The organism is Faecalitalea cylindroides (assembly GCF_028321995.1).
In the GTDB taxonomy this organism is placed as follows: domain Bacteria; phylum Bacillota_I; class Bacilli_A; order Erysipelotrichales; family Erysipelotrichaceae; genus Faecalitalea; species Faecalitalea cylindroides.
In genome coordinates, this window is the sequence record NZ_JAQLXG010000007.1 from 1 (window position 1) to 23,007 (window position 23,007).

Annotated in this window: 21 protein-coding genes and 1 tRNA gene; 1 reads left to right on the top strand and 21 read right to left on the bottom strand. The window is 35.4% G+C overall.

Features of this window, described 5'->3' with window-relative positions; genetic code table 11:
• Window positions 1-381, top strand: a 381-nt coding sequence (locus PND65_RS05115; RefSeq protein ID WP_271991059.1) for a tyrosine-type recombinase/integrase, incomplete at its 5' end; no start/stop codon positions are given.
• 389 nt (window positions 382-770) lie between these two features.
• On the opposite strand, the gene PND65_RS05120 is transcribed toward PND65_RS05115, so the two are convergent.
• The 21 genes from PND65_RS05120 to PND65_RS05220 all read right to left on the bottom strand — a co-directional run bounded on the left by PND65_RS05120 (window position 771) and on the right by PND65_RS05220 (window position 22,969).
• Window positions 771-1,283, bottom strand: coding sequence for a hypothetical protein (locus PND65_RS05120; RefSeq protein ID WP_271991062.1), 513 nt, complete (start codon window positions 1,281-1,283; stop codon window positions 771-773).
• A 29-nt stretch (window positions 1,284-1,312) separates the two neighbouring features.
• A complete protein-coding gene (locus PND65_RS05125; protein WP_035403624.1) occupies window positions 1,313-2,305 on the bottom strand; it encodes a hypothetical protein in 993 nt (330 codons plus the stop codon).
• A 138-nt stretch (window positions 2,306-2,443) separates the two neighbouring features.
• Window positions 2,444-3,118 (bottom strand): hypothetical protein, encoded by a 675-nt coding sequence (locus PND65_RS05130; protein WP_035403621.1) that lies wholly within the window; start codon window positions 3,116-3,118, stop codon window positions 2,444-2,446.
• 220 nt (window positions 3,119-3,338) lie between these two features.
• Window positions 3,339-3,707 carry a hypothetical protein gene (locus PND65_RS05135; RefSeq protein ID WP_035403619.1) on the bottom strand — a complete coding sequence of 123 codons (369 nt, stop codon included), beginning with the start codon at window positions 3,705-3,707 and terminating at the stop codon, window positions 3,339-3,341.
• Between the two features lie 497 nt (window positions 3,708-4,204).
• Window positions 4,205-4,903 carry a hypothetical protein gene (locus tag PND65_RS05140; protein WP_271991063.1) on the bottom strand — a complete coding sequence of 233 codons (699 nt, stop codon included), beginning with the start codon at window positions 4,901-4,903 and terminating at the stop codon, window positions 4,205-4,207.
• A 530-nt stretch (window positions 4,904-5,433) separates the two neighbouring features.
• A complete protein-coding gene (locus PND65_RS05145) occupies window positions 5,434-6,141 on the bottom strand; it encodes a LytR/AlgR family response regulator transcription factor (protein ID WP_271991065.1) in 708 nt (235 codons plus the stop codon).
• Window positions 6,142-6,444: 303 nt separating this feature from the next.
• Window positions 6,445-6,520, bottom strand: a tRNA-Gln gene (locus PND65_RS05150).
• A gap of 73 nt (window positions 6,521-6,593) precedes the next feature.
• The gene (locus tag PND65_RS05155; protein WP_271991066.1) at window positions 6,594-8,423 is read right to left on the bottom strand and encodes an ABC transporter ATP-binding protein; all 1,830 of its coding nucleotides are present in this window, start codon (window positions 8,421-8,423) and stop codon (window positions 6,594-6,596) included.
• Window positions 8,420-10,147, bottom strand: a complete 1,728-nt coding sequence (locus tag PND65_RS05160; RefSeq protein WP_271991068.1) for an ABC transporter ATP-binding protein — start codon at window positions 10,145-10,147, stop codon at window positions 8,420-8,422. Before PND65_RS05160 ends, PND65_RS05155 begins: the two co-directional genes overlap by 4 nt.
• Window positions 10,148-10,165: 18 nt before the next feature.
• A complete protein-coding gene (locus PND65_RS05165) occupies window positions 10,166-10,603 on the bottom strand; it encodes a hypothetical protein (RefSeq protein ID WP_271991070.1) in 438 nt (145 codons plus the stop codon).
• Between the two features lie 45 nt (window positions 10,604-10,648).
• Window positions 10,649-11,026, bottom strand: a complete 378-nt coding sequence (locus tag PND65_RS05170) for a Rid family detoxifying hydrolase (RefSeq protein ID WP_015536075.1) — start codon at window positions 11,024-11,026, stop codon at window positions 10,649-10,651.
• A gap of 14 nt (window positions 11,027-11,040) precedes the next feature.
• The gene (gene ilvA / locus PND65_RS05175) at window positions 11,041-12,237 is read right to left on the bottom strand and encodes a threonine ammonia-lyase (RefSeq protein WP_271991072.1); all 1,197 of its coding nucleotides are present in this window, start codon (window positions 12,235-12,237) and stop codon (window positions 11,041-11,043) included.
• On the bottom strand, window positions 12,230-13,393 hold the full coding sequence (locus PND65_RS05180) for an ATP-binding protein (RefSeq protein WP_271991074.1): 1,164 nt from the start codon (window positions 13,391-13,393) through the stop codon (window positions 12,230-12,232). The genes ilvA and PND65_RS05180 overlap by 8 nt, the downstream gene beginning before the upstream one ends.
• Window positions 13,390-15,051, bottom strand: coding sequence for a dihydroxy-acid dehydratase (gene ilvD / locus PND65_RS05185; protein ID WP_087159131.1), 1,662 nt, complete (start codon window positions 15,049-15,051; stop codon window positions 13,390-13,392). The genes PND65_RS05180 and ilvD overlap by 4 nt, the downstream gene beginning before the upstream one ends.
• Before the next feature lie 56 nt (window positions 15,052-15,107).
• Entirely contained in the window at window positions 15,108-16,124 is a 1,017-nt protein-coding gene (gene ilvC / locus PND65_RS05190; protein ID WP_022355430.1) for a ketol-acid reductoisomerase, read from the bottom strand.
• Between the two features lie 14 nt (window positions 16,125-16,138).
• A complete protein-coding gene (gene ilvN, locus PND65_RS05195) occupies window positions 16,139-16,666 on the bottom strand; it encodes an acetolactate synthase small subunit (RefSeq protein WP_015536080.1) in 528 nt (175 codons plus the stop codon).
• Complete coding sequence (gene ilvB / locus PND65_RS05200) at window positions 16,666-18,345, bottom strand: biosynthetic-type acetolactate synthase large subunit (protein WP_271991076.1); 1,680 nt, start codon at window positions 18,343-18,345, stop codon at window positions 16,666-16,668. Before ilvB ends, ilvN begins: the two co-directional genes overlap by 1 nt.
• A 126-nt stretch (window positions 18,346-18,471) precedes the next feature.
• Entirely contained in the window at window positions 18,472-19,542 is a 1,071-nt protein-coding gene (gene leuB / locus PND65_RS05205) for a 3-isopropylmalate dehydrogenase (RefSeq protein ID WP_271991078.1), read from the bottom strand.
• 1 nt (window position 19,543) lies between these two features.
• On the bottom strand, window positions 19,544-20,038 hold the full coding sequence (gene leuD, locus PND65_RS05210) for a 3-isopropylmalate dehydratase small subunit (RefSeq protein ID WP_195190636.1): 495 nt from the start codon (window positions 20,036-20,038) through the stop codon (window positions 19,544-19,546).
• A 2-nt stretch (window positions 20,039-20,040) separates the two neighbouring features.
• Window positions 20,041-21,303: a 3-isopropylmalate dehydratase large subunit gene (gene leuC, locus PND65_RS05215; RefSeq protein WP_271991080.1), complete on the bottom strand. Its 1,263-nt coding sequence runs from the start codon at window positions 21,301-21,303 to the stop codon at window positions 20,041-20,043.
• Between the two features lie 13 nt (window positions 21,304-21,316).
• Window positions 21,317-22,969: a 2-isopropylmalate synthase gene (locus PND65_RS05220; RefSeq protein ID WP_271991082.1), complete on the bottom strand. Its 1,653-nt coding sequence runs from the start codon at window positions 22,967-22,969 to the stop codon at window positions 21,317-21,319.
• Between the last annotated feature and the right edge of the window lie 38 nt (window positions 22,970-23,007).

Consider the following 23,007-nt stretch of genomic DNA (forward strand, 5'->3'; position numbering starts at 1 on the left):
TACTACAGAGAAGTAAAAGACAAAAACAGAGTTTACTATGAGTTCTATCATCTGGACGGAACAGAGAATGTTCCAGAGGATTATAAGGAAATATCCTTTGTCTGCTTAAGACCGGATGGAAGTTTGGAACTGCCAAGCACGTTAGGAACTATTTGTAGGAAGATTGCTCAGAAACTGGATGGATTTGAAGGATTTCATTTTCACCAGCTGCGACACACCTATACAAGCAACCTTCTGGCAAACGGAGCAGCACCAAAGGATGTGCAGGAACTGTTAGGACACTCAGATGTCAGTACCACAATGAATGTCTACGCCCACTCCACGAGAAAAGCCAAACGGGAATCCGCAAAGTTACTTGATAAAGTGGTAGGCAACGACTAAATAAAACTTTCCCTTATTTCCCTTACGATTATCTCATAAGGGCAAAAATAAGGGAAAATACATATCATTTCACTAATGAATAGGCTAAAAAGCCTGTAAAATAGGGAAAGTTATAAAAATATTTCGGCAAATTAGAATTGAGAATGAATGAAAAAATAAATGAAAAAGTTTGAATTTATAAATCAACAAAATTTATTTTTTGGATAATATATTAATTCTCAACGTAATGCTTTCTGGAGCTAATTACAGAGCCTCACTGATAAAATTTAAAGAGGGATAGACTTTTAAATAAGTTGAAAGCCTATCCTTTTTATCTATTATTAATATAAATTGTCCTAAGTTTAAAGTTTTAAAAAATTGATAAAACCATAGTAAAGCATGAACTTCAACTAACTTTTATTTGGTATATTCTTGTTTTGTAAGAATATTAATAAATTTTTCGCTTTTTCAGAATTTGGATCAATAACAACCATCACAAACATTTTATTTTTGAATAAAATTATAATTTGATTTTTTAATTTCTTATATCCTAAAACATCTTCGTAATGAAAACATTTTTTTGAATAATCAATAATAAGAGTAAATTGACTATCCTCAAATGTTATTTTATAAGGAATTTGATTTTTTTTATATAACAATTGATATCTATTCCACGATACAGAGAAACTTTTTTTCTTAGCGTAACAAGCGAGGAGATTCACAAAGATAACACTCATACCCCCGAGAAATAGCAATATATATCCAAAAATTTTATACTCTTTCAACATAGGAGTAAGGCAAAGCATGATAACAATAAGAAAAAGGCAAAAATAATTTCTTTTTTTTAAATTAGGAAAAATCCCTCCTTCATAATATACTTCTTTTAATATATCTTTAGTAATAATTCCTTCAATTTCAATCATGTTAGACCTCTTTTCTTTAGAAAATTTTTCTACCACATTTCTATTGGTTTAATATCCGAACTAAGTTGGTTTACACTATTCGGGAAATTGTTATGTATTTCCTGGTTCAATGCTTCATCTGTAATATCGATTGGATAAAGATAAATCATATTTTCAGATATATATGCTGTATATTCCTTTTCATAATCATAAACTGGAATCAGATCATAACAATTCTCAATACTTCTAGGTTGAAGAGTGACATTAACTTGAGATCCATACATTTTTTGCTCAGCTACATATGTACCAAGAATACCTGTGTTTCCATTTTTATCTAATTCTAAAAATGTTTGGATTTGATATCCTTTCGCATTGATATCAGCATTACTGAAATACTGTATTGCATTTAATGATTCATTGTAATTTGTATTTCCATCAAACTGTACATCTTTGAACAATTCAGGAAGATTTACAAAATCTGTCTTTGAGTAATCTAGATCAAACTTCTCTTCAAATTCTTGAATCAAAGTTCTTTCTCTTTCCATCATTTCTTTTAAAAACGGTGTATCATCAAAAATAACCGAACCGTCATTTTGAACTGTTATATTTCCTGAAGCTGTGATTGTGTCAAAATATAAAGGCCCATGATAGATAACATTCATATAGTCTACAGAATATTTTTTATAGTCTGAATCAGTAGATGTAATAGTCATTTTTTCATTATTAATGGTGTAGTCATCTTCAGTGCTCTGCAGATCATAAATATAAGAAATTCCATTTTCACTAAAACTGTAAGAAACGGTTGCATTTTCTTCTATATTTTGAATAAATATTTCCGGATGATCTTTTACATTTTCTTCTACCGTTATATGCCACTTTCCATCTTCATGATCTTTATAATCTAAAGCTTGCGCCGTTAGATTCCAAAAATCTTCACGTACTTGATTCGAAACTTGATTCAAGAAAAAATATAGAGCTAATAACAATACTCCCAGTATCAACAACAGCACTACAATTACTTTCTTTTTAAATGTTTTCTTCATTTTAAACTGGTCTCCATATTCTCATATATATAAATAATAATTGGCTTGTACTATTAATAATCTAATATAGTCAAATAATTATTATCAGAATTAATTTAATCAACGTTGCAATAGAAAAATTTATTTGCGGATTTAAAACTACTCAAAGAAAGTAAATGTAAGCATATAATAAGCTTCTTTTTTACCTAGATCTAATTTCTCTGGATTATAAAAGTCTTCTGTATTCGCAAATAGGGAATCGTCTGAACTTTTCCAATAAATATTGGAGATTACCGGGAATTCCACACCATCTTCTACACTAACTTTATCTGTTGTTGCATAATGAGATGTTACCCCATGAATTCCAAACGATGGTTCTATCGTTTCAAAAGGTCTGCCACCACTTATTAATGAATAGCCTTGTTCAGCATTTACATTTTTATAAAGTATCGTTGCTTCGAGTAAACTATCCTTTACAAGGAACCAGAATGTATCGCCGCTGAGTTCTAGATCAAACTCTTGAAGATTTTTCCATGATTGATTGTCCAACTGGTATATTTTACAAGTTAGTTTACTATAGTTTTTATCAAACGAAACTTCAAATGGTGAATAAGATGGAACACTTATCGCATTAAGATAGAATTCTTCTTTATCTGTAGTTTCTGATCGATGAAATACATTTTTATCAGTTTTCTCAGGTACAGAATCTGAAGTCGATCCATTGGATACAGTAGACGTGTTATTCATTGCAGCTTGACTTGGACTTTGATTGCTGCATCCAAATAAGCTAATACACATAAAACCTACTAAGAGCACTTTGATTGATTTTTTCATATTAAGCTCCTATCTAGTGCTGTTTTAAGCACAAAATTAAACCAATTTTAAAATTATGGTCAGACACGCATTTTATTAAGTAATGCAAAAAGAAGATATCTAAAATTTTGATTCTTATATACGTGAATGTAAATCCTGTTATGCATTTTCTTGTAGATTGGGCAATACAAACAGTATTAAAGTTTCTTCAATACGGTAATATATAATCAAAAAGGTGGAATTAATAATATCCACCATGACGAGGTTCTACTGCATTTTCATTATCGGTGAGCTCTTTAAGTATATTTTCTTTTGCTTCAGCAACAGTAATAGAATTAGGATTCGTTTTACTATTATACGATTCATACACAATGTCATAATCCTGTGTTAATTCGTTAAAACTTGTTGCATCAACAAGTTCAACTTCACCAATCAGATATCCTCCATTTGGCAATTCTAAAACTTTTTCATCTTCAGAATAACCAGCAAATAAATCATATTGCGCTTCAAACGCTGAATCATATTGTGTTTCAGATGCTAAAGCTGTAGATAATGAAGATAATATCATTCCACCTAGTAAAACAGATAAACATAATAATCTTTTCTTCATTATATTCGTCCTTTCTATTGAATGAGGTTTTTCTTAATTCCAACACTTGATTATCTTTTTAAATTCTTATAATTCCTGAAATGCTTTTTGAACCCATCTAAATTATATATTGCCTTTATAGAATGAAACAATTAATTATGTTTATCAGGGCAAAAAAATGCTTAAAAGGTTAAAAATGAAGAGTTCGTTTGATATATAGGTAAATTAGATATAAAACAACATTTCATTTTAGAGTCGAAAAATTAATCGATCATTAACTTAGAGCATATTATCTAAAGTATTAAAGCAATTTTCTTAGTTTCATTTTGTTTATCGCATACCATACGCTTTGATGAAAAAGAATAGTTTAGATATGCACTAGAATAGCATCTTCTTGTGTGAAAAAGGTAATTCATATTATATACTTTTGTGTAAAAATCGTATCTAAATCGTTTACCAAGAACATTTTTTATAAAACTAAATCATATGAAGCAATTTCTTTATCTTTCAAACTTAGGTTAAAATTCATTACTTGCATTATTAAGACTAAATATTACTTCTATAGTTTGATTTGATTCGTCAAATTTAACATTAGATATAGAACTTATTCTTTTATCAATTTCATCCGTTATAGTTTTTACTTTTGAAAGAATTTCAATAGAATTATTTGAAAAAATAAATTGGATTATCGTAGATTTTTCTTTCATAAGTGACTTAACAATAATATATCTTCTATGGTTAAAGTTTTTACATGAATTGATTGCTGCAGAGATCATTTCATTGAACAAATATACTTGTTGATTAGAAGATAAGCATTTTAAGTCTCCGTCTAATAATGTTGTGGTTACATATATATCATTCTCAGTTAATTCTTGCTGCTTTTCATTTAAAACAATAGACAATGATAAAGAATTACTATAAATTGTATTGAATTTTTTATAAGTTTCATCTGATAGGATATATATTTCTTCTTCTAATTCTTTATATTTTTTGTTATTTATTAAAACTGTTAAATTTGTGCAGGTTTTTAGCAAGTCGTGAAGAAAATTAAAATTTGTATTATACTGATTCAAAAGGTATTGATATCTTGATTCAAGAAGTTCTTGATTTAATTTTGAAATTTCTAAATTTTTTTTCAAATTTGAGACTTTAATGACATAGTATTGTATTAAACAAATCAAGAAAATCACTGGCAAACAGAACAAAAAAATATTCAAAAGAATATGATCTCCTATAAATAATGTATTGTAATCTCCAAAATAAAATAAAAACACTAGCACGATGAGGAGAGGTATAAAAAGAAAATAAAACCTTTTCGATAAATTAGATTCGATTGATTTGTAAGCATAATTTATTACGGCCGCTGATGTATAATATATTACTTGAGACAAAGTAATTATCATTAACATCAGTATTAAAGGGTTTTCTATCCATTGATCTATCCGAAAATTCTGTATTAAAAATACAGACAATGGTTCCCCAATCCCAATAATCAAGTAATATAACAAGAAAAATAAAGTCTTTTTCTTCCAATCATCATAAAACACAATTAATACTTCAATATACAGTAAAAAGAACATTAATAGTTTATTTAATGGATTTAAACCGTTTTGATTAAAAATTAGAACTATAAAACAAGAAACAAAAAATGTTAAACAAATAAACCATTTATCATTATTCCTTAATGATAAATATTTACATAAAAAATATATAAGGAAAATTATGTTTAAGATTGTAGCAACATAAATCATAGACTTTTGTGTAAATGAATAAAATATTCATTAGTGAATTCTTTTTTATATTTTTTTGAAAGTGGAATTTTTTCTCCATTAGAAATAAAAATATCTTTCCAATCTTTTGAAAAACCTGTTACATAATCTAAATTAACATAAAAAGATTTATAAGATTGACAGAATGTATATCCTTCCATTTTCTCCATCCAATATTTTAGGGTATATTTAGTATGAATTTTATTTCCGTTAGTAAAGTTTAAAACAGAATGCCTATCCAGGAATTCAATATATAAAATATCTTTATAATAAATTCTTTTACGAGATAATTTTTCATCATAAAATCCAGAAAGTCTATCTTTATATCTAAATAAGAGCTTATCCATTTCTTCTTCAAAAATTTCTTTTTCAATAGGTTTCAAAAAATACCTCTGTGCTTCTATTGTATATCCTTCTATCAAATATTTTTGATAATTAGAAGTTATAACAATTATAGAATCACGATTCTTTTCTCTGAATCTTCTTGCAAAATCAATTCCATTTGTATTCTCCAACTGAATATCTAGGAAAATAAAATCATATTCTTCATAATAATCAGATGATTCATAATTATTTAATATATTAATTTCAATATCGATTTTATTTTTTTTAAAATAAGATTGTAAATACTCTATTAAAATTTTTCTATCTTTTAAATCATCTTCACAAATTAATATTTTAATCATTTTTCCTCCTTTTAATAATTATACACTCCAGCCGTTGTTTTTGACTACATCGCAAATTCAAAAATCTATGTTATTGGAACAAGCAATATTTCCCTAACAAAAGAATTGCTAAGGAGCATAACAATAAAAAAAATATATATATTTGAATAAATAATATTTCTCTTCATTTACTAGTACTTTATTTTTATGATCCATGACCCACACTTTACAAATAAGCAACATACTTATAATATACAGGTAATATCCAGGATTACCGAAATATACAAAAAAACGCCATTCCTTTGAATGACGTTATGTTTATATTGGCTGGGGTACCTGGATTCGAACCAGGGAAATGCCAGATTCAGAGTCTGGTGCCTTACCGCTTGGCTATACCCCAATGCGCTTAGATATTATATTATTTTTTTTTATAATTTACAATAGAAAATTATAAAAAAAAGGAACGTTTGTGTTTAAGATAACTCAAACATTCCTGTATACAGCTTATAATACATTCCTTTTTGTTCGATCAAATCATCATGACTACCACGTTCTTTGACATCTCCATGATCTAGAACAAGGATCACATCCGCATTTCGAACAGTTGATAAACGATGCGCAATGACAAAGACCGTTCTTCCTTCCATCAATTGATCCATACCCTTTTCAATCAAGCTTTCTGTATGCGTATCAACTGAACTGGTTGCTTCATCCAAGATCAATACAGGTGGATCAGCAACGGCAGCTCTGGCAATAGCCAACAATTGTCTTTGACCAGCCGATAAGTTACCTCCATCGTTATAAACAGGAGTATCATACCCTTGTGGAAGTCTTCGAATAAATGAATCCGCATTGGCTAGCTTTGCTGCTTCGATGCATTGTTCATCACTGGCTTCTAAATTACCAAAACGTATATTATCCATAATTGTGCCGCTAAATAAATGCGTATCCTGCAAAACCATTCCTAACGATCTTCTCAAATCCGCTTTTTTGATCAACTTGACATCGATTCCATCATATGTAATTGAACCATTTTGAATGTCATAGAAACGGTTGATCAAATTCGTAATCGTTGTTTTCCCAGCTCCTGTAGCCCCAACAAAGGCAATCTTCTGTCCCGGTTTGGCAAATAAATTGATATCATGAAGGATCGTTTTCTTTGGGGTATAGCCAAAATCAACATGATGAAAACGAACATCTCCTTTTAATTCCACATATTCAATTCCATTCTCACGAGGATGACGCCAAGCCCATAGCCCCGTGTTTTCTTTAGTTTCAATATATTGATCATTTTCTTTTCGAACATTGACCAAAGTAACTCTACCTTCATCCACTTCAGGATCCATATCCATTAATTCAAAAATTCGCTCAGCACCAGATAAAGAAGTTAGTAATAAATTCAATTGCATGGTGAATTGATTGATCGGCATTGCAGCTTGACGAACAAAGACAAGATAGCTTGCCAAAGAACCAACATCCATCGTTTGCTGCAAACACATATACCCGCCTACAACAGATACGATCGCATAATTGATATATGATAACGAGACCACCATAGGTACGATAGTTTGAGAATAACCCTGGGCTTTTTGAGAGCTCTTTTGCAATTTCCTATTGAAATGCTCAAATTGAGTTTGATTGGCGTTTTCATGATTGAAAACTTTTACGACTTTCTGTCCTGAAATCATCTCTTCAATAAACCCATTGATCAAACCGATGTTTTTCTGCTGCAAAGAGAAGTAGGATTTACTCTTTGCACTGGAGAATCGTATATAGGCAAACATGAACACATAGAAAATCAAAACCACCAGTGATAAGCGCCAGCTTAATATAAATAAAAGAATCAACGTACCAGTTACTTGTATGAAACTCTGGATCATCATCGCAAATGAATTATTCAAAGCATCTGATACAGTATCCACATCATTGGTAAAGCGTGACATCAATTCCCCATGCGAATGCGTATCAAAAAACTGCAAGGGAAGCTGCTGCATGATATGAAACAAATCACGACGAATATCCTGAACTACTTTTTGAGCTGCTACAGCCATAAGTTGCGTATAGCCCAGTGTCGATAATACACCCACCAAAAAAATCAAAGCCATGATACCGATCTGTATGTATGCCTGATCTAATCCGGTATTTAAAACATCGTTGACAATAGGCCTTATCATATACGTTCCAAATAAATTTCCTAGAGCACTAGTCGCAACCAAAATTCCTACAAATACAAAAAAGATCGCGTGATTGCCCATGTAATGCATTAACCTTTGAATGGTTTGTCCTAAATTTTGAGGTCTCATAAGTTTGCCCCTTTCTGTTGTGAAAGATATAAGCCACGATAAAATTCACTATTAGCCAGCAATTCCTCATGCGTACCGACTGCTGAAATTTTTCCATCTTCCAATACCAGTATTTGATCACAGTGAATAATTGAACTGACTCTTTGGGCAATAATGATCTGGGTCAATGATTTCATATTAGCCAAACCTTCCTTGATCTTATGATCTGTATTGGTGTCAACCGCACTGGTTGAATCATCTAAAATTAAGATCTTTGGTTCTTTTAACAAGGCACGCGCAATACAAAGCCTTTGTTTTTGACCTCCTGAGATATTGTTTCCTCCTTGTTCAATATACGTATCGTATTTATCTGGCATTTGCTCAATAAACTCATCTGCACAAGCAATCTTACAAGCTTCTTTGATTTGTTCATCTGTCGCATGGGGATTGCCCCAACGCAAGTTTTCTTTGATTGTTCCAGAAAACAATGTATTCTTCTGTAAAACGATACCCACCATATCACGTAACTGCTCCAAATCAATATCTCTGACATCCACTTGACCAATTTTGATGTTACCATCGCTAACATCATATAAACGACAAATTAATTGAACCAAACTCGATTTAGCACTTCCTGTAGCCCCCATGACACCTACTTTTGAACCTGAAGGAATATGCCAGTCTATATTGGTTAAAACATTTTCTTTGGCATTTTGATCATATTTAAAATATACATGATTAAAATCAATGGATGCATCTTTCGGTGTTAATGGAAGGGATGGTGATTTTAATTCAATTGGCTCTTGAATGACTTCAACCACACGGTTGCAGGAAGCAATCGATCTTGTCATCAATAGAAATACATTGGAGATCATCATCAAAGAATTCATGATTTGTAAGACATAACTCAAGACACCCGTCAATTCACCTACCTGCATTGTTTGGGCCTGGATCATCTGCACACCAAGGACCATCAAACCAACAATGGCCGCATACATCGTGAACTGAAAAGCCGGCGTATTAAAAGATGCATAGTGAAATGTATCCTGAGAGATCTTTGCCAGATCATGATTGACTTTTTCAAATTTATCTTCTTCATATTCATCTCGCACAAAGGCTTTGATAGCACGAATAGCTGTTAAATTTTCCTGAATGATCTGATTGACACGATCAACAGCTTTTTGTAGATACTTATACATAGGTGCTACTTTGCGAACGATAAAGAATAGAATGATCCCTAAAACAGGTGTTGTAAACAAGAAGATAATAGATAATTCTTTATTGATAATAAATGACATCACAAGACCCAGCAATAAGATCACAGGGCCTCTGGCAAAAGGTCGTATCCCATTGATCAAAGAATTTTGGATCACCGTAACATCGCTTGTAAGTCTTGTGATCAAAGAACTCGTTTCAAAATGATCAAGATTGATAAAAGCATACTCCTGAATCTTTGCGTACTGAATCGATCTTAACTTTTCTCCATAAAGCGTAATAGCTTTTGAAGCATAACGTGCGTATAACAGCCCACAAATCAAAGATAGAAGTGCGCATATCATCATCTGGATCCCTTTTTCAATAAAAACGGATGTATCCTTCTGGACAATTCCAATATCGATAATATCGCTCATCAAAAGCGGAATGATCACTTCAAAAGATGTTTCTATGATCACAAATAATATGGCTGCGACAAAATACTTTCTCAACCCTTTTGAATATGCATATAGAACTTTTAATGAAGACATACAAATCCCTTCCCTTTTTTATATAAGTTCGTTCCTTTCAATGGCTAGATTTGCCTTATTTTCATAGATATGAATCAAGTTTATAAAAGAAACGATCAGACAGATAAGTCCCAATACATCAACCAATACACCTACTGAATTGTAAAGAGAACTTGGAATAATGGCTAAAAGTGCACTACCTGTATCAAGGATATTCTGTCCATTCCAAAGATATATTTCCATGGCAATAAAAGAGATCACTAGAAATAACATAAGGATCGATTCTATGATCGCGCTAATCATGATTATCTTTATTGCCTTATCTGTTTGATTTTCCAATTTTTTTAAATACATCAAAGTCAACATACTTATGAATAAATAAAGAATAACCAGCAACGAACAAACATTGCCTGATTTTGGCGAAATACAAAACAATCCCAATGAAAGAATCGTTGAAATACACCAGGTTTTCATCATATTTTAAATCCCTAAGATAATAAAAGAGTACATGATCGTACCCCTTTATTCATTGATCGTTGCGATAACTTCGACTTCAACCAAAACAGCTTTTGGTAAATCTTTAACAGCTACGCAGCTTCTAGCTGGATTGGTCGTGATGTATTCTGCATACACTTCATTAAAAGCGGCAAAATCTTTGATATCAGCCAAAAAACATGTTGTTTTGATGATATTTTTCATACTTGAATTTGCTTCCTTTAAGATTTCAGATAAATTGATCATCACTTGACGAGTCTGATCTTCAATCGTAGTTGCCTCGATATTTGATGTCTCAGGATTAATGGCAATCTGTCCTGAAGTATAAACCAACCCCTGGTTAATAATCGCCTGTGAATAAGGTCCAATGGCAGCTGGTGCTTTATTAGTATGTACTGTAATCATTGTTCTGTCTCCCTTCACTCAATAATTTTAAATCCTTCTAATTTTAAACCTTCACGCAATGAATGAATGTGATCAAAATTGCGTGTTTCCACATTAATTCGTAATACACAGTCTGTAATATTACTGCCTTCACTGGCTTTTTCATAGAATACACCTGTTACATTTGCTCCATACTTGGCAATTGTACTTGATACACCCTGAAGCTGTCCTGGTTTATCTTCAAGCTGTATCATAAGTGTATCTGACCTTCCGGATTTCAAAAGACCTCGCTCTATTACCTTGGAAAGGATCGTAACATCGATATTCCCTCCTGATAATAAACAGACAACATTTTTACCTTTTACAGGCACCTTGTTGAACATGACAGCCGCTACAGAAACTGCACCAGCTCCCTCTGTGATCAATTTATGCTGTTCGATCAAAGCTAAGATAGCACTGGCTACCTCATCATCAGAAACCGTAACGATATCATCGACATATTTTTTACAGATGTCAAAAGTATTTACACCTGGTTCTTTAACTTTGATTCCATCGGCAATCGTTCCTACTTCTTCAAGCTTGATAATCTCATCTTCCTTTAAAGATGTAACCATGCTGGCAGCACCTTGAGCCTGTACTCCATACACTTTGATGGCTGGATTTAAAGACTTTAAAGCATAGGCAATTCCTGAAATCAAGCCACCGCCACCAACTGGTACGACAACAGCTTCAACATCAGGAAGCTGATCTAAGATTTCCAGACCAATCGTTCCTTGGCCGGCAATGACATCTTCATCATCAAAAGGATGAATAAATGTATATCCTTCTTTGTCTCTTAATTCAATGGCTTTATTGTAGGCATCATCATACACTCCAGGAACCAGGCAGACTTTCGCCCCATATTCCTTAGTTGCCTCAACTTTTGAGATAGGTGCTCCATCTGGTAGACAAATGATCGAAGGAATATTATTTTTAGTAGCCGCCAATGCGACTCCCTGGGCATGATTACCAGCTGAACAGGCAATGACACCACGTTCTTTTTCTTCCTTTGATAATTGAGAAATCTTATAATAAGCTCCTCTTAGTTTAAAAGATCCTGTATTTTGAAGATTTTCCGTTTTTAGATAGACATTGGATTCTGGATCGATCTTTGGTGCATAAATCAAATCGGTCTTTCTGGCAACGTCTTTCAATACAAAACGAGCATGATAGATCTTATCTAGACTAAGCATTTTCATCCTCCTTTGATAAAGCCGCCAATTGTTCGATCAATTGTCTTGCGGCTCTGGCTGAGCGCCCGCTCTTTCTTAAGGCAAACTGCTCTGCTTTTAAGGATAATTCCTTTTCATCCATCTTTACATTGTACTGTTTAGCTAAACCATAAACAATATCTAAATACAAATCTTTCTTTGGTTTTTCAAAATATACCTTGATACCAAATCGTTCAGATAAAGAAATGGTTTCCTGCATCGTATCCTGACGATGGATCTCATCTCCTTCGCGAGCCTGGAAAGTTTCTTTTACTAAATGACGACGATTGCTGGTGGCATAGATCACCGTATTATGACAACGAACGGAAACACTTCCTTCCAACACAGCCTTTAAAGCACTAAATTCATCATCATTATCTTGAAACGATAGATCATCTATAAATAAGATAAATTTTAATGGATTACTGGAAAGAAGATCCAACAATCTTGGTAATAGATACAATTGTTTTTTACCAAGTTCGATCAAACGCAATCCTTTATTCGAATATTCATTGGCAATGGCTTTTACCGTTGCCGATTTTCCAGTTCCTGCATCTCCATACAATAATACGTTGCTGGCAAGATGATCATTTAATAATACTTCTGTATTCGCAATGATTTTTTGTTTTTGTAAATCATATCCGATCAAATCACTTAAGCGAATTGGATCTGGATATTTGACTGGTTCCAAACAAAAATCATGGTCTGTACTTTCCTGAATTTGAAACATCGTATAACGAGCAAAATCACCAAACCCATATTGATCGATATGAGATAATCTTTCAAAGTAAATTGTTTCCAGATCTACTTCATGACTTTGCCATAAAGCATGCATGCCTTCGAAGAAATCATCTGGTTTCATCTTTGCGTATGAAGATAATATGGATAGTTCATGTTTAGCACTTTGAATCATCAGTTCAGGAACATCTTTTCCTGAACTGGCAATTCGCGTCATACAATTTTCTAAAGACAAGATACAATCTGTCAAATATTGCGTCCAATCAGTCGTATCTTGTTGATATAAAGCACTGACAAATTTTGCATACCTGGTTTCCGAAGGATGCTTTATCAGCTTATAGAATCGTTGAATTACTTCATCTTCGAAAAGATCCCTGAAGATGACAAACTGGTGATTCATTTATTAATGATAGCTCCTTTATCGGCACTGGAAACCATCTTTGCATAACGAGCCAAATATCCAGTCACATCCGTTTTGACCTTGATTGGCATCTCTTGTTTACGTTTTTCAATTATTTCATTTGAAACTTTTAGTTCAATTTTATGTTCTGGAATATTAATAGAGATCATATCGCCATCTTTGACATAGGCAATCAGTCCACCTTGAACGGCTTCCGGTGAAATGTGTCCAATAGCCGCTCCTCTTGTAGCTCCAGAGAATCGCCCATCTGTTATCAAGGCAACTTCTTTATCCAATCCCATTCCAGCAATCGCACTTGTTGGTGATAACATTTCACGCATTCCAGGACCTCCAGAAGGTCCTTCATAACGAATCACGACAACATCTCCTGCTTTTATCTTTCCACCAAATATTCCTTGAATAGCTTCTTCCTCCGAATCAAAGACCTTCGCTGGTCCTTCATGAACCAACATCTCTTTTGCCACGGCAGAACGCTTAACAACACAGCCATCTTCTGCTAAATTTCCTTTTAATACCGCAATACCACCGGTTTGTGAATATGGATTATCAATTGGACGAATGACATTTAGATCTTTATTGACATGTCCTACTAAATTTTCTTTTAAAGTTTTACCGGTAACAGTCATAACATCGGTATGGATCAAATCCTTTTTTACCAATTCATTTAATACCGCATAGACACCACCAGCTGCATCCAGCTCTTCAATATATGTAGGTCCTGCCGGAGCTAAGTGGCATAGATTTGGTGTTCTTGCACTGATTTCATTGGCAATATCCAAATTGATCTCAATACCACATTCATTGGCAATTGCAGGAAGATGCAACATAGAATTGGTTGAACATCCTAAAGCCATATCTGCCGTTAAAGCATTTTCAAACGCTTCTTTTGTCATGATATCTCGTGGTCGAATATTTTTGCGATACAATTCCATAACTTGCATACCTGCATGTTTGGCAAGTTCAATACGTTTTGAATATACAGCAGGAATTGTACCATTTCCGGCAAGTCCCATACCAAGAACTTCCGTTAAACAGTTGTGTGAATTCGCTGTATACATACCCGAGCAGGAACCACAGGTAGGGCAAGTATTTAATTCATATTCTTTTAATTCTTCTTTACTGATCTTACCAGCCTGATAGGCACCCACAGCTTCAAACATGCTGGATAAAGATGTCTTATGTCCTTTTACATGTCCTGCCAACATTGGCCCCCCTGAAACAAAGATCGTTGGTACATTGATCCTTGCAGCTGCCATTAATAAACCTGGCACATTCTTATCACAGTTAGGAATCATAACAAGGGCATCAAACGCATGGGCTAAAGCCATGGCTTCAGTTGAATCGGCAATCAGATCACGTGTTACCAACGAATACTTCATGCCCTTATGTCCCATCGCAATCCCATCGCATACCGCAATAGCCGGGAATACTATAGGTGTTCCTCCAGCCATAGAGACACCCATCTTAACAGCTTCACAAATCTTATCCAGATTCATATGCCCTGGAACGATTTCATTATAGGAACTTACGATTCCAACCAAAGGTCGCTCAATTTCTTCTTCTGTTAGACCAAGCGCATGTAATAAAGAGCGCTGCGGTGCTTTATCAAACCCTGATTTCATTACTTTGCTATCCATAATTATTCCTCTCACTTCTAAACATTAAGACAATCCCAAAGGATTGCCTTATTTTTTTAGTTATTGATCAGTTTATCTTCATCAGACCAGCTATATAGCTTACGTACATCTTCACCAACTTTTTCACATGGATGTTCGGCAGCCAGCTTGCGCATTGCCTTAAAGTGAACTTGGTTACCAGCTTGTGACATATCCAATAGGAAGTCTTTGGCAAATGTTCCATCCTGAATATCGCTCAAGATCTTACGCATTGCCTTTTTCGTATCTTCTGTGATGATTTTTGGTCCAGAAATGTAATCTCCATATTCAGCTGTATTGGAAATTGAATAACGCATTCCTGCAAATCCAGATTGATAAATCAAGTCGACGATCAACTTCATTTCATGAATACATTCAAAATATGCATTTACTGGATCATATCCGGCTTCTGTCAAAGTTTCATATCCTGCCTGCATCAAGGCTACAACACCACCGCAAAGAACTGCCTGTTCACCAAATAAATCGGTTTCTGTTTCGGTACGGAATGTTGTTTCAAGCACACCAGCACGGCTTCCTCCAATACCAGCTGCATATGCTAAACCGATATCCCATGCATCTCCTGTCGCATCCTGTTCAACCGCAATTAGACAAGGTACACCTTTTTGGGCTTCGTATTCGCTACGAACAGTATGTCCCGGTCCTTTTGGTGCGATCATAATAACATTGACATTTTTTGGTGGAACGATGCATCCAAAGTGGATATTGAAACCATGGGCAAAAGCCAATGTTTTCCCTTCGCTTAGATTTGGTGCAATTTCACTTTCATATACAGCTTTTTGTTTTTCATCCGGAATCAAGATCATGATGATATCGCTCATCTTAGTAGCTTCGGCAACGCTGTATACTTCAAGTCCCTGTGCTTTTGCCTTGGCAGCGGATTTACTTCCTTCATAAAGTCCAACAACAACGTCCACACCTGAATCTTTCAAGTTCAAGGCATGTGCATGTCCTTGAGAACCATATCCAATAATCGCTACTTTTTTTCCATCCAATTTCTGAATATCACAATCTTGCTGGTAATAAATTTTTGACATAATACTCCTCTTTTCTATTCTACCTTTTGATCTTCTGTAGTACGGGTATTTCGATTTAGATACGTACATCCTCTATCTAAAGAAACGATACCCGTTCGACACATCTCCAAAATCCCTATCGGTTGTACCGCGGCAATAAATGCATTGATTTTTGATGTTTCACCGGTTATTTCAACACATAGAGTGTTTGGAGAATAGTCAATGATCTTAGAGCGGAATATATCGACCGCTGATAAGATATCCTGTCTTGTTTCTGGACGATTTCTTAATTTGATCAACGCCAGTTCGCGTTTAACGCTTTGTTCTTCGTCCATTACTTTTACTTCCATAACATTGTATAGCTTTTTACATTGTTTAATGATCTGTTTGCGAACCGAATCATCTCCATGTGTAACGATCGTGATCCTTGAAAGATTAGGATCTTCGGTTTCTCCAACAGTCAAGCTATCGATGTTAAAACCACGTCGAGTAAACATGCTGGAAATACGTGTTAAGACACCCGGCTGGTTGTCAACTAAGATCGCTATTACAAATTTTTCCATCATGCGTCCTCCTTGATCGTAATAATATCTTCAAAAGATCCTCCCGGCGGAAGCATTGGAAGAACAAATTCGTCTTTATCTATGTAACAATCAACCAATACTGGACCCTTTTCCTTAAACGCCTGATCTATGACATCTTTCATTTGAGACACATCGCTGATTCGATACCCTTTGATACCAAAGGCTTCTGCCAATTTTACAAAATCCGTTTTACGTTCAAGAACGGTCTGCGAATAATGTTTATCAAAGAATAAATTCTGCCATTGTCTTACCATACCAAGAACACCATTGTTCATTAAGATGATCACAATTGGAAGATTTTGCGTCGCCACTGTAGCAAGCTCATTTAAGTTCATTCCAAAACTTCCATCTCCAGTAAACAATACGGTTCGCTCGTTGGTATACATAGCAGAACCGATAGCTGCCCCAAGGCCAAAGCCCATCGTACCTAAACCACCACTGGTAATAAATGTACGTGGTTTTTTGAATTCATAATATTGGGCAACCCACATTTGATGTTGACCAACATCGGTTACGATCTTTGTATCATCACTTGTATGCTTAGATACTTCCTTGATCAAAGTATATGGGTTCAATTCGTCTTTTGGCATATTTTGATCAATGGATTTTTTACTAAACGCTTTTAATTCTTTGATCCTATTTTGCCATTCAATATTCTCTTTCGGTTTGACAAGTTTCAATATTTCATTTAAAGCCTGTTTAAGATCACCGCCAACACCTAGATCGACCGATACATTTTTATCAACTTCAGCACGATCTATATCAATATGAATGATCTTAGCTTTCGTTGCATATTTGCTGACATTGCCAGTAGCACGATCACTAAATCGAGCTCCTATCGTTAGGATCAAATCAGCTTCATCCTGAGCGATGCTGGATGCATAATCCCCATGCATTCCTTCCATTCCTAGAAATCTCTCATTGTTTCCAGGAATGACTGAAAGCCCCATAAGGGTCGATCCTATAACCGCATCGATCGTATTGGCAAGCTGAATGATTTCTTCAGTCGCATCGGCTGTAATGGCTCCACCTCCCACATAAATATATGGTCGGTTTGCTTCCATAAGCATCTTGGCTGCTTTTTCAATTTTATATTCCTTGGCCGGTCTTTGTTCAATTTTTTCGACCACATCATGTGGTGTATATTCAAATCTGCTTTGTTGAACATCTTTTGGAATATCGACGAGTACTGGGCCCGGCCTTCCTGATTTTGCAATTTTGAAAGCTTCACGAATCGTATCCGCAAGATCTTCAATGTTCTTCACGATAAAATTATGTTTTGTGATTGGTAAAGTAATTCCGGTGATGTCCACTTCCTGAAAACTGTCTCGCCCAATTAATGAATTCGGAACGTTTCCTGTGATCGCAACCAAAGGAATAGAGTCCAAGTAAGCTGTCGCAATCCCCGTAACAAGATTGGTAGCACCTGGTCCACTGGTTGCCATGACAACACCGACTTGACCACTTGCTCGAGCATAACCATCAGCGGCATGACATGCCCCCTGCTCATGAGCTGTCAAAACATGCTTGATCCTGTCTTCACGCTCATACAAAGCATCATACAAATCGATGACCTGCCCTCCCGGATATCCAAAAAGAACTTTACATCCCTGCTCGATCAGCGTTTCAATCGTGATCTGTGCACCCGTCAGTAACATATTCTCACCCTTTTCTTCTTTATCGCAATAGTGTATAAGATTTTTATAGCACTTGTTCAATATAAAATCAAGACTTTCACCGTAATTTTTGAAAGTATTTTCATTATTTGAAAAGAATTTACATTATTAAATATTTTTTAATATCGCATCCCCCATCTCACTGGTAGATACTAATTTCATGCCCTCTGTCATGATGTCTGCTGTTCGATATCCTTGATCTAATGCCATAGAAACTGCATTTTCTATATCATCTGCTTCATCAGCCATATCAAAACTATAGCGTAACATCATAGCCGCACTTAAGATACAGGCAATTGGATTCACGATATTCTTACCGGCAATATCTGGAGCAGAACCATGAATTGGTTCATATAAACCACAGCTGCCCTTGCCAAGACTTGAACTGGCAATCATACCAATGCTGCCGGTGATTTCACTCGCTTCATCACTTAAGATATCGCCAAACATGTTTTCCGTTACAATGACATCGAACTGTGAAGGATCTTTACATATCTGCATGGCAGCATTATCGACAAACATTGTTGAATACATCACTTCTGGATATTCTTTTTTCAATTCATCCATGACTTTTCGCCATAATCTTGAAGTATCCAATACATTTGCTTTATCTACCATACAAAGTTTTTTGTTTCGCTTCATTGCCGTTTCAAAGCCGATACGGCCAATCCTATAAATCTCTTCCTCGCTATAAGACATTGTATCTTTGGCAACAAGCTGACCATTTACTTCATTAGTTTCATGGTTTCCAAAATACACACCACCAATTAATTCACGAACGATCACAAAATCAATTCCTTTTTCCACAATGGATTTCTTTAAAGGAGATGCATCTTGTAATTGTGGCCAGATCTTGGCAGGTCGAAGATTGGAATACAATTTCATTTTGCTGCGCAGCTTTAACAATCCTTTTTCAGGACGTAAATGTCCTGGCATTCCTTCCCATTTAGGCCCTCCTATGGCACCTAACAGTACGCTGTCACAGTTTAAACATTTTTCAAGTTCATGTTCAGGAAGTGGTTCGCCATACTTGTCAATGGCTTCACCTCCCATCGCAATATCTGTATACACAAATTCGTGATCATACTTTAAGGCAATTTTATTTAAGATGCGCAATGCTTCTCTTACTATTTCTGGACTGGAACAGTCTCCCCAAATAACACCTATGTTCTTTTTCATCTTATTTGCTCCTTGAACGTAATGAGGCCATTAAGCCACCTTTATCGATGATATCCTGGATAAACTCAGGAAATGGTTCTGCCTGCCACTGCAGATCTTGTGTAATATCATGGATGACACCTGTTTTAAAATCGACATGAACTTCATCTCCAGCCTGGATCTTGTCACAGGCTTCTTCACATTCTAAGATTGGCATACCGATATTGATCGCATTACGATAAAAGATTCGGGCAAAGCTTTTCGCAATCACACAGCCAACTTGACAAGTCTTGATCGCAAGTGGTGCATGTTCACGACTTGATCCACATCCAAAGTTATAACCAGCTACGATAATATCTCCTGGTTTGACCTGCTTGACAAAATCCTTGTCAATATCTTCCATACAATGTGCTGCCAGTGCATTGGCATCCGGGGTATTTAGATAACGGGCCGGAATGATCACATCTGTATCCACATTGTCTCCATATTTAAATACTTTTCCTTGTACGTTTTTCATATTCATTCTCCTATACTTCTTGGATCTGTTATATAACCTGTAAGGGCACTGGCTGCCGCTGTATATGGACTTGCCAAATAAATGCTAGAGCTAATATGTCCCATACGTCCAACAAAGTTACGATTTGTCGTTGAAATACATACTTCATTTTCTGCCAAGATCCCCATGTAACCGCCTAAACAAGGTCCACAAGTTGGTGTTGAAACAACACAACCGGCATCAATAAAGGCTTCCGTATATCCTTTTTGAATACACTCTTTATAAATCTGCATCGTGGCTGGAATGATGATCACACGAACATCTGAAGCAATCTGTCTTCCTTTTAAGATTTGGTAAGCTGCTTTCATATCTTCCATACGTCCATTTGTACAGCTTCCAATGACAACTTGATCGACCTTGATCTTATTTTCACTTGCCGGATGTGTATTTTCAGGAAGATGCGGATACGATACAGTTGGAACTAAACGACTTAGATCAATTGTAATTTCCTTTTCATACTCAGCATCTTCATCTGCTTTATAAATGGTATATTCTCTTTGTGAGCGATTTTTTAAATAATCAATCGTAATATCATCCACTTCAAAGATTCCATTCTTGGCTCCCGCTTCGATCACCATATTACATATGCATAAACGATCATCCATGCTTAAAGATGAAACACCTTCTCCACTAAATTCAAGAGATTTATATAAAGCTCCATCGACACCAATCATTCCAATTAGATGTAAGATAACATCTTTACCACTAACATATGGCTGAAGCTTTCCAATCAAATTAACTTTTATGGCACTTGGAACTTTAAACCATGCTTTTCCTGTTGCCATTCCTGCTGCCATATCCGTACTACCAACACCTGTTGAAAATGCACCCAAAGCACCATAAGTACAAGTATGAGAATCTGCACCAATAATACAATCACCTGCTGTAACGATTCCCTGTTCAGGTAGTAATGCATGTTCGATCCCCATTTTCCCAACATCAAAGAAATTTTTGATATCATGTTTTTTCGAGAAATCACGACACGCCTTTGACTGCATCGCAGCCTTTATATCTTTATTAGGAACAAAGTGATCTAGCACGATATTGATCTTTTCATTATCATACACTGAATCAAATCCAGCTTTTTCAAATTCATTGATCGCAACTGGAGTCGTGATATCATTTCCTAAGACTTCATCCAAATCAGCCATGATCAACTGGCCTGGTTTAACACTTTCCAATCCGGCATGAGCTGCCAGGATCTTTTGGGTCATTGTCATTGCCATATACATTTCCTCCCTACTGATTATTAATTGCCGAGACCAGCGCTTTGATACCAGCACGAATAATGTCAGTATCTTCTCCTGCTCCCCAGGCTCTATGCCCATCTTCACAAACAATTCCTACATAACTTGCGGCTCTAGAATGTGAACCATCATCTAAAGAGTGTTCTGAATATGTCTCTAGACTGAAACTGTTTGGAAGCATTTGTTTTAAGGCATTGGATACTGCATCCAAGCGCCCATTCCCTTTATCATATATTTGATGCACCTGATTGCCAAAACGAGCTATCACATGGGCTTCAATTTCATCGCCCTGCACAAAGTGAGCTTCCAGGACTTCGACTGGACGACTTACATTTAAATATTCCTCTTTAAAGATCGAGTAGATTTCATCCGGTTTTAATTCTGCATGTGATTTATCGGATACGTCTTTTACGCGATAACCAAAATCCTCTCGCATCTTGGCTGGCATGACATAGCCATAACTCTTTTCTAAAATATAACCAATACCGCCTTTTCCAGATTGTGAATTGATACGAATGACATCGGCATCATATTCACGTGATACATCATGAGGATCAATAGGCAAATACGGAACATTCCATTTATGCAAATGATTTCCTTCTCGATAATTCATACCTTTGGCAATGGCATCCTGATGCGAACCAGAGAAAGCGGCAAAGACCAAAGATCCAGCATATGGCTGACGACAAGACACATTCATACGTGTCACTTCTTCATATACTTCACAAATATGTGGCATATTTGAAAAATCAAGTTTTGGGTCCACTCCATGTGAATACATGTTCATAGCCAAAGTGATCGCATCCACATTTCCTGTTCTTTCTCCATTTCCAAATAAACAACATTCCACGCGCTGTGCTCCTGCCAATAAGGCAAGTTCTGTATCGGCCACACCAGTTCCACGATCATTATGTGGGTGTGTCGACAAGATCACCGCATCACGATAATGAAGTCGATCGCTGCAGTATTCGATCTGATTGGCATAAATATGTGGCATGCTCATTTCAACAGTTACCGGTAAATTGATGATCATTGGTCTATCAATCGTTGGCTGCATGACATCAAGAACCGCATTACATACTTCCAATGCATATTCCGGTTCCGTACCGGTAAAGGATTCAGGTGAATATTCGAATAAGAAATTGCCTTCATACTCCTCTGATAGTTTCTTGACTAACTTAGCACCTTCCACTGCTATCTGTTTTATTTCTTCTTTTGATTTTTTAAAGACCTGTTCTCTTTGGGCAACCGATGTAGAGTTATAAAAATGAATGATAGCTCTAGGAGCCCCTTTTACGGCTTCAAACGTTTTACGAATGATATGATCTCGACACTGGGTCAAAACTTGAACAGTCACATCACTAGGAATCATGTCATTTTCAATGATTGTTCGTAAAAATTCATATTCGGTTTCACTGGCAGCTGGAAACCCAACTTCAATTTCTTTAAAACCAATTTCCAACAACAGTTGATAAAACTTAAGTTTTTCTGACAAACTCATTGGAATCACAAGAGACTGATTACCATCTCTTAGATCGACCGAACACCATATGGGCGCTTTTTCTATATGATCTTTTTTGACCCAACGGTATTCATTGACTGGCGGTGCATAATAACCGATTGAATATTTACTGGCATCCATCATTTCTATTTCCTCCTTTTTGCCAAGAACCTCAAGAGATA

Coding starts and splice junctions, on each gene's coding strand:
- PND65_RS05120 (WP_271991062.1), bottom strand. CDS start 1,283: ATGATTGAAATTGAAGGAATTATTACTAAAGATATATTAAAAGAAGTA.
- PND65_RS05125 (WP_035403624.1), bottom strand. CDS start 2,305: ATGAAGAAAACATTTAAAAAGAAAGTAATTGTAGTGCTGTTGTTGATA.
- PND65_RS05130 (WP_035403621.1), bottom strand. CDS start 3,118: ATGAAAAAATCAATCAAAGTGCTCTTAGTAGGTTTTATGTGTATTAGC.
- PND65_RS05135 (WP_035403619.1), bottom strand. CDS start 3,707: ATGAAGAAAAGATTATTATGTTTATCTGTTTTACTAGGTGGAATGATA.
- PND65_RS05145 (WP_271991065.1), bottom strand. CDS start 6,141: ATGATTAAAATATTAATTTGTGAAGATGATTTAAAAGATAGAAAAATT.
- PND65_RS05155 (WP_271991066.1), bottom strand. CDS start 8,423: ATGAGACCTCAAAATTTAGGACAAACCATTCAAAGGTTAATGCATTAC.
- PND65_RS05160 (WP_271991068.1), bottom strand. CDS start 10,147: ATGTCTTCATTAAAAGTTCTATATGCATATTCAAAAGGGTTGAGAAAG.
- PND65_RS05165 (WP_271991070.1), bottom strand. CDS start 10,603: ATGATGAAAACCTGGTGTATTTCAACGATTCTTTCATTGGGATTGTTT.
- PND65_RS05170 (WP_015536075.1), bottom strand. CDS start 11,026: ATGATTACAGTACATACTAATAAAGCACCAGCTGCCATTGGACCTTAT.
- ilvA (WP_271991072.1), bottom strand. CDS start 12,237: ATGCTTAGTCTAGATAAGATCTATCATGCTCGTTTTGTATTGAAAGAC.
- PND65_RS05180 (WP_271991074.1), bottom strand. CDS start 13,393: ATGAATCACCAGTTTGTCATCTTCAGGGATCTTTTCGAAGATGAAGTA.
- ilvD (WP_087159131.1), bottom strand. CDS start 15,051: ATGGATAGCAAAGTAATGAAATCAGGGTTTGATAAAGCACCGCAGCGC.
- ilvC (WP_022355430.1), bottom strand. CDS start 16,124: ATGTCAAAAATTTATTACCAGCAAGATTGTGATATTCAGAAATTGGAT.
- ilvN (WP_015536080.1), bottom strand. CDS start 16,666: ATGGAAAAATTTGTAATAGCGATCTTAGTTGACAACCAGCCGGGTGTC.
- ilvB (WP_271991076.1), bottom strand. CDS start 18,345: ATGTTACTGACGGGTGCACAGATCACGATTGAAACGCTGATCGAGCAG.
- leuB (WP_271991078.1), bottom strand. CDS start 19,542: ATGAAAAAGAACATAGGTGTTATTTGGGGAGACTGTTCCAGTCCAGAA.
- leuD (WP_195190636.1), bottom strand. CDS start 20,038: ATGAAAAACGTACAAGGAAAAGTATTTAAATATGGAGACAATGTGGAT.
- leuC (WP_271991080.1), bottom strand. CDS start 21,303: ATGGCAATGACAATGACCCAAAAGATCCTGGCAGCTCATGCCGGATTG.
- PND65_RS05220 (WP_271991082.1), bottom strand. CDS start 22,969: ATGATGGATGCCAGTAAATATTCAATCGGTTATTATGCACCGCCAGTC.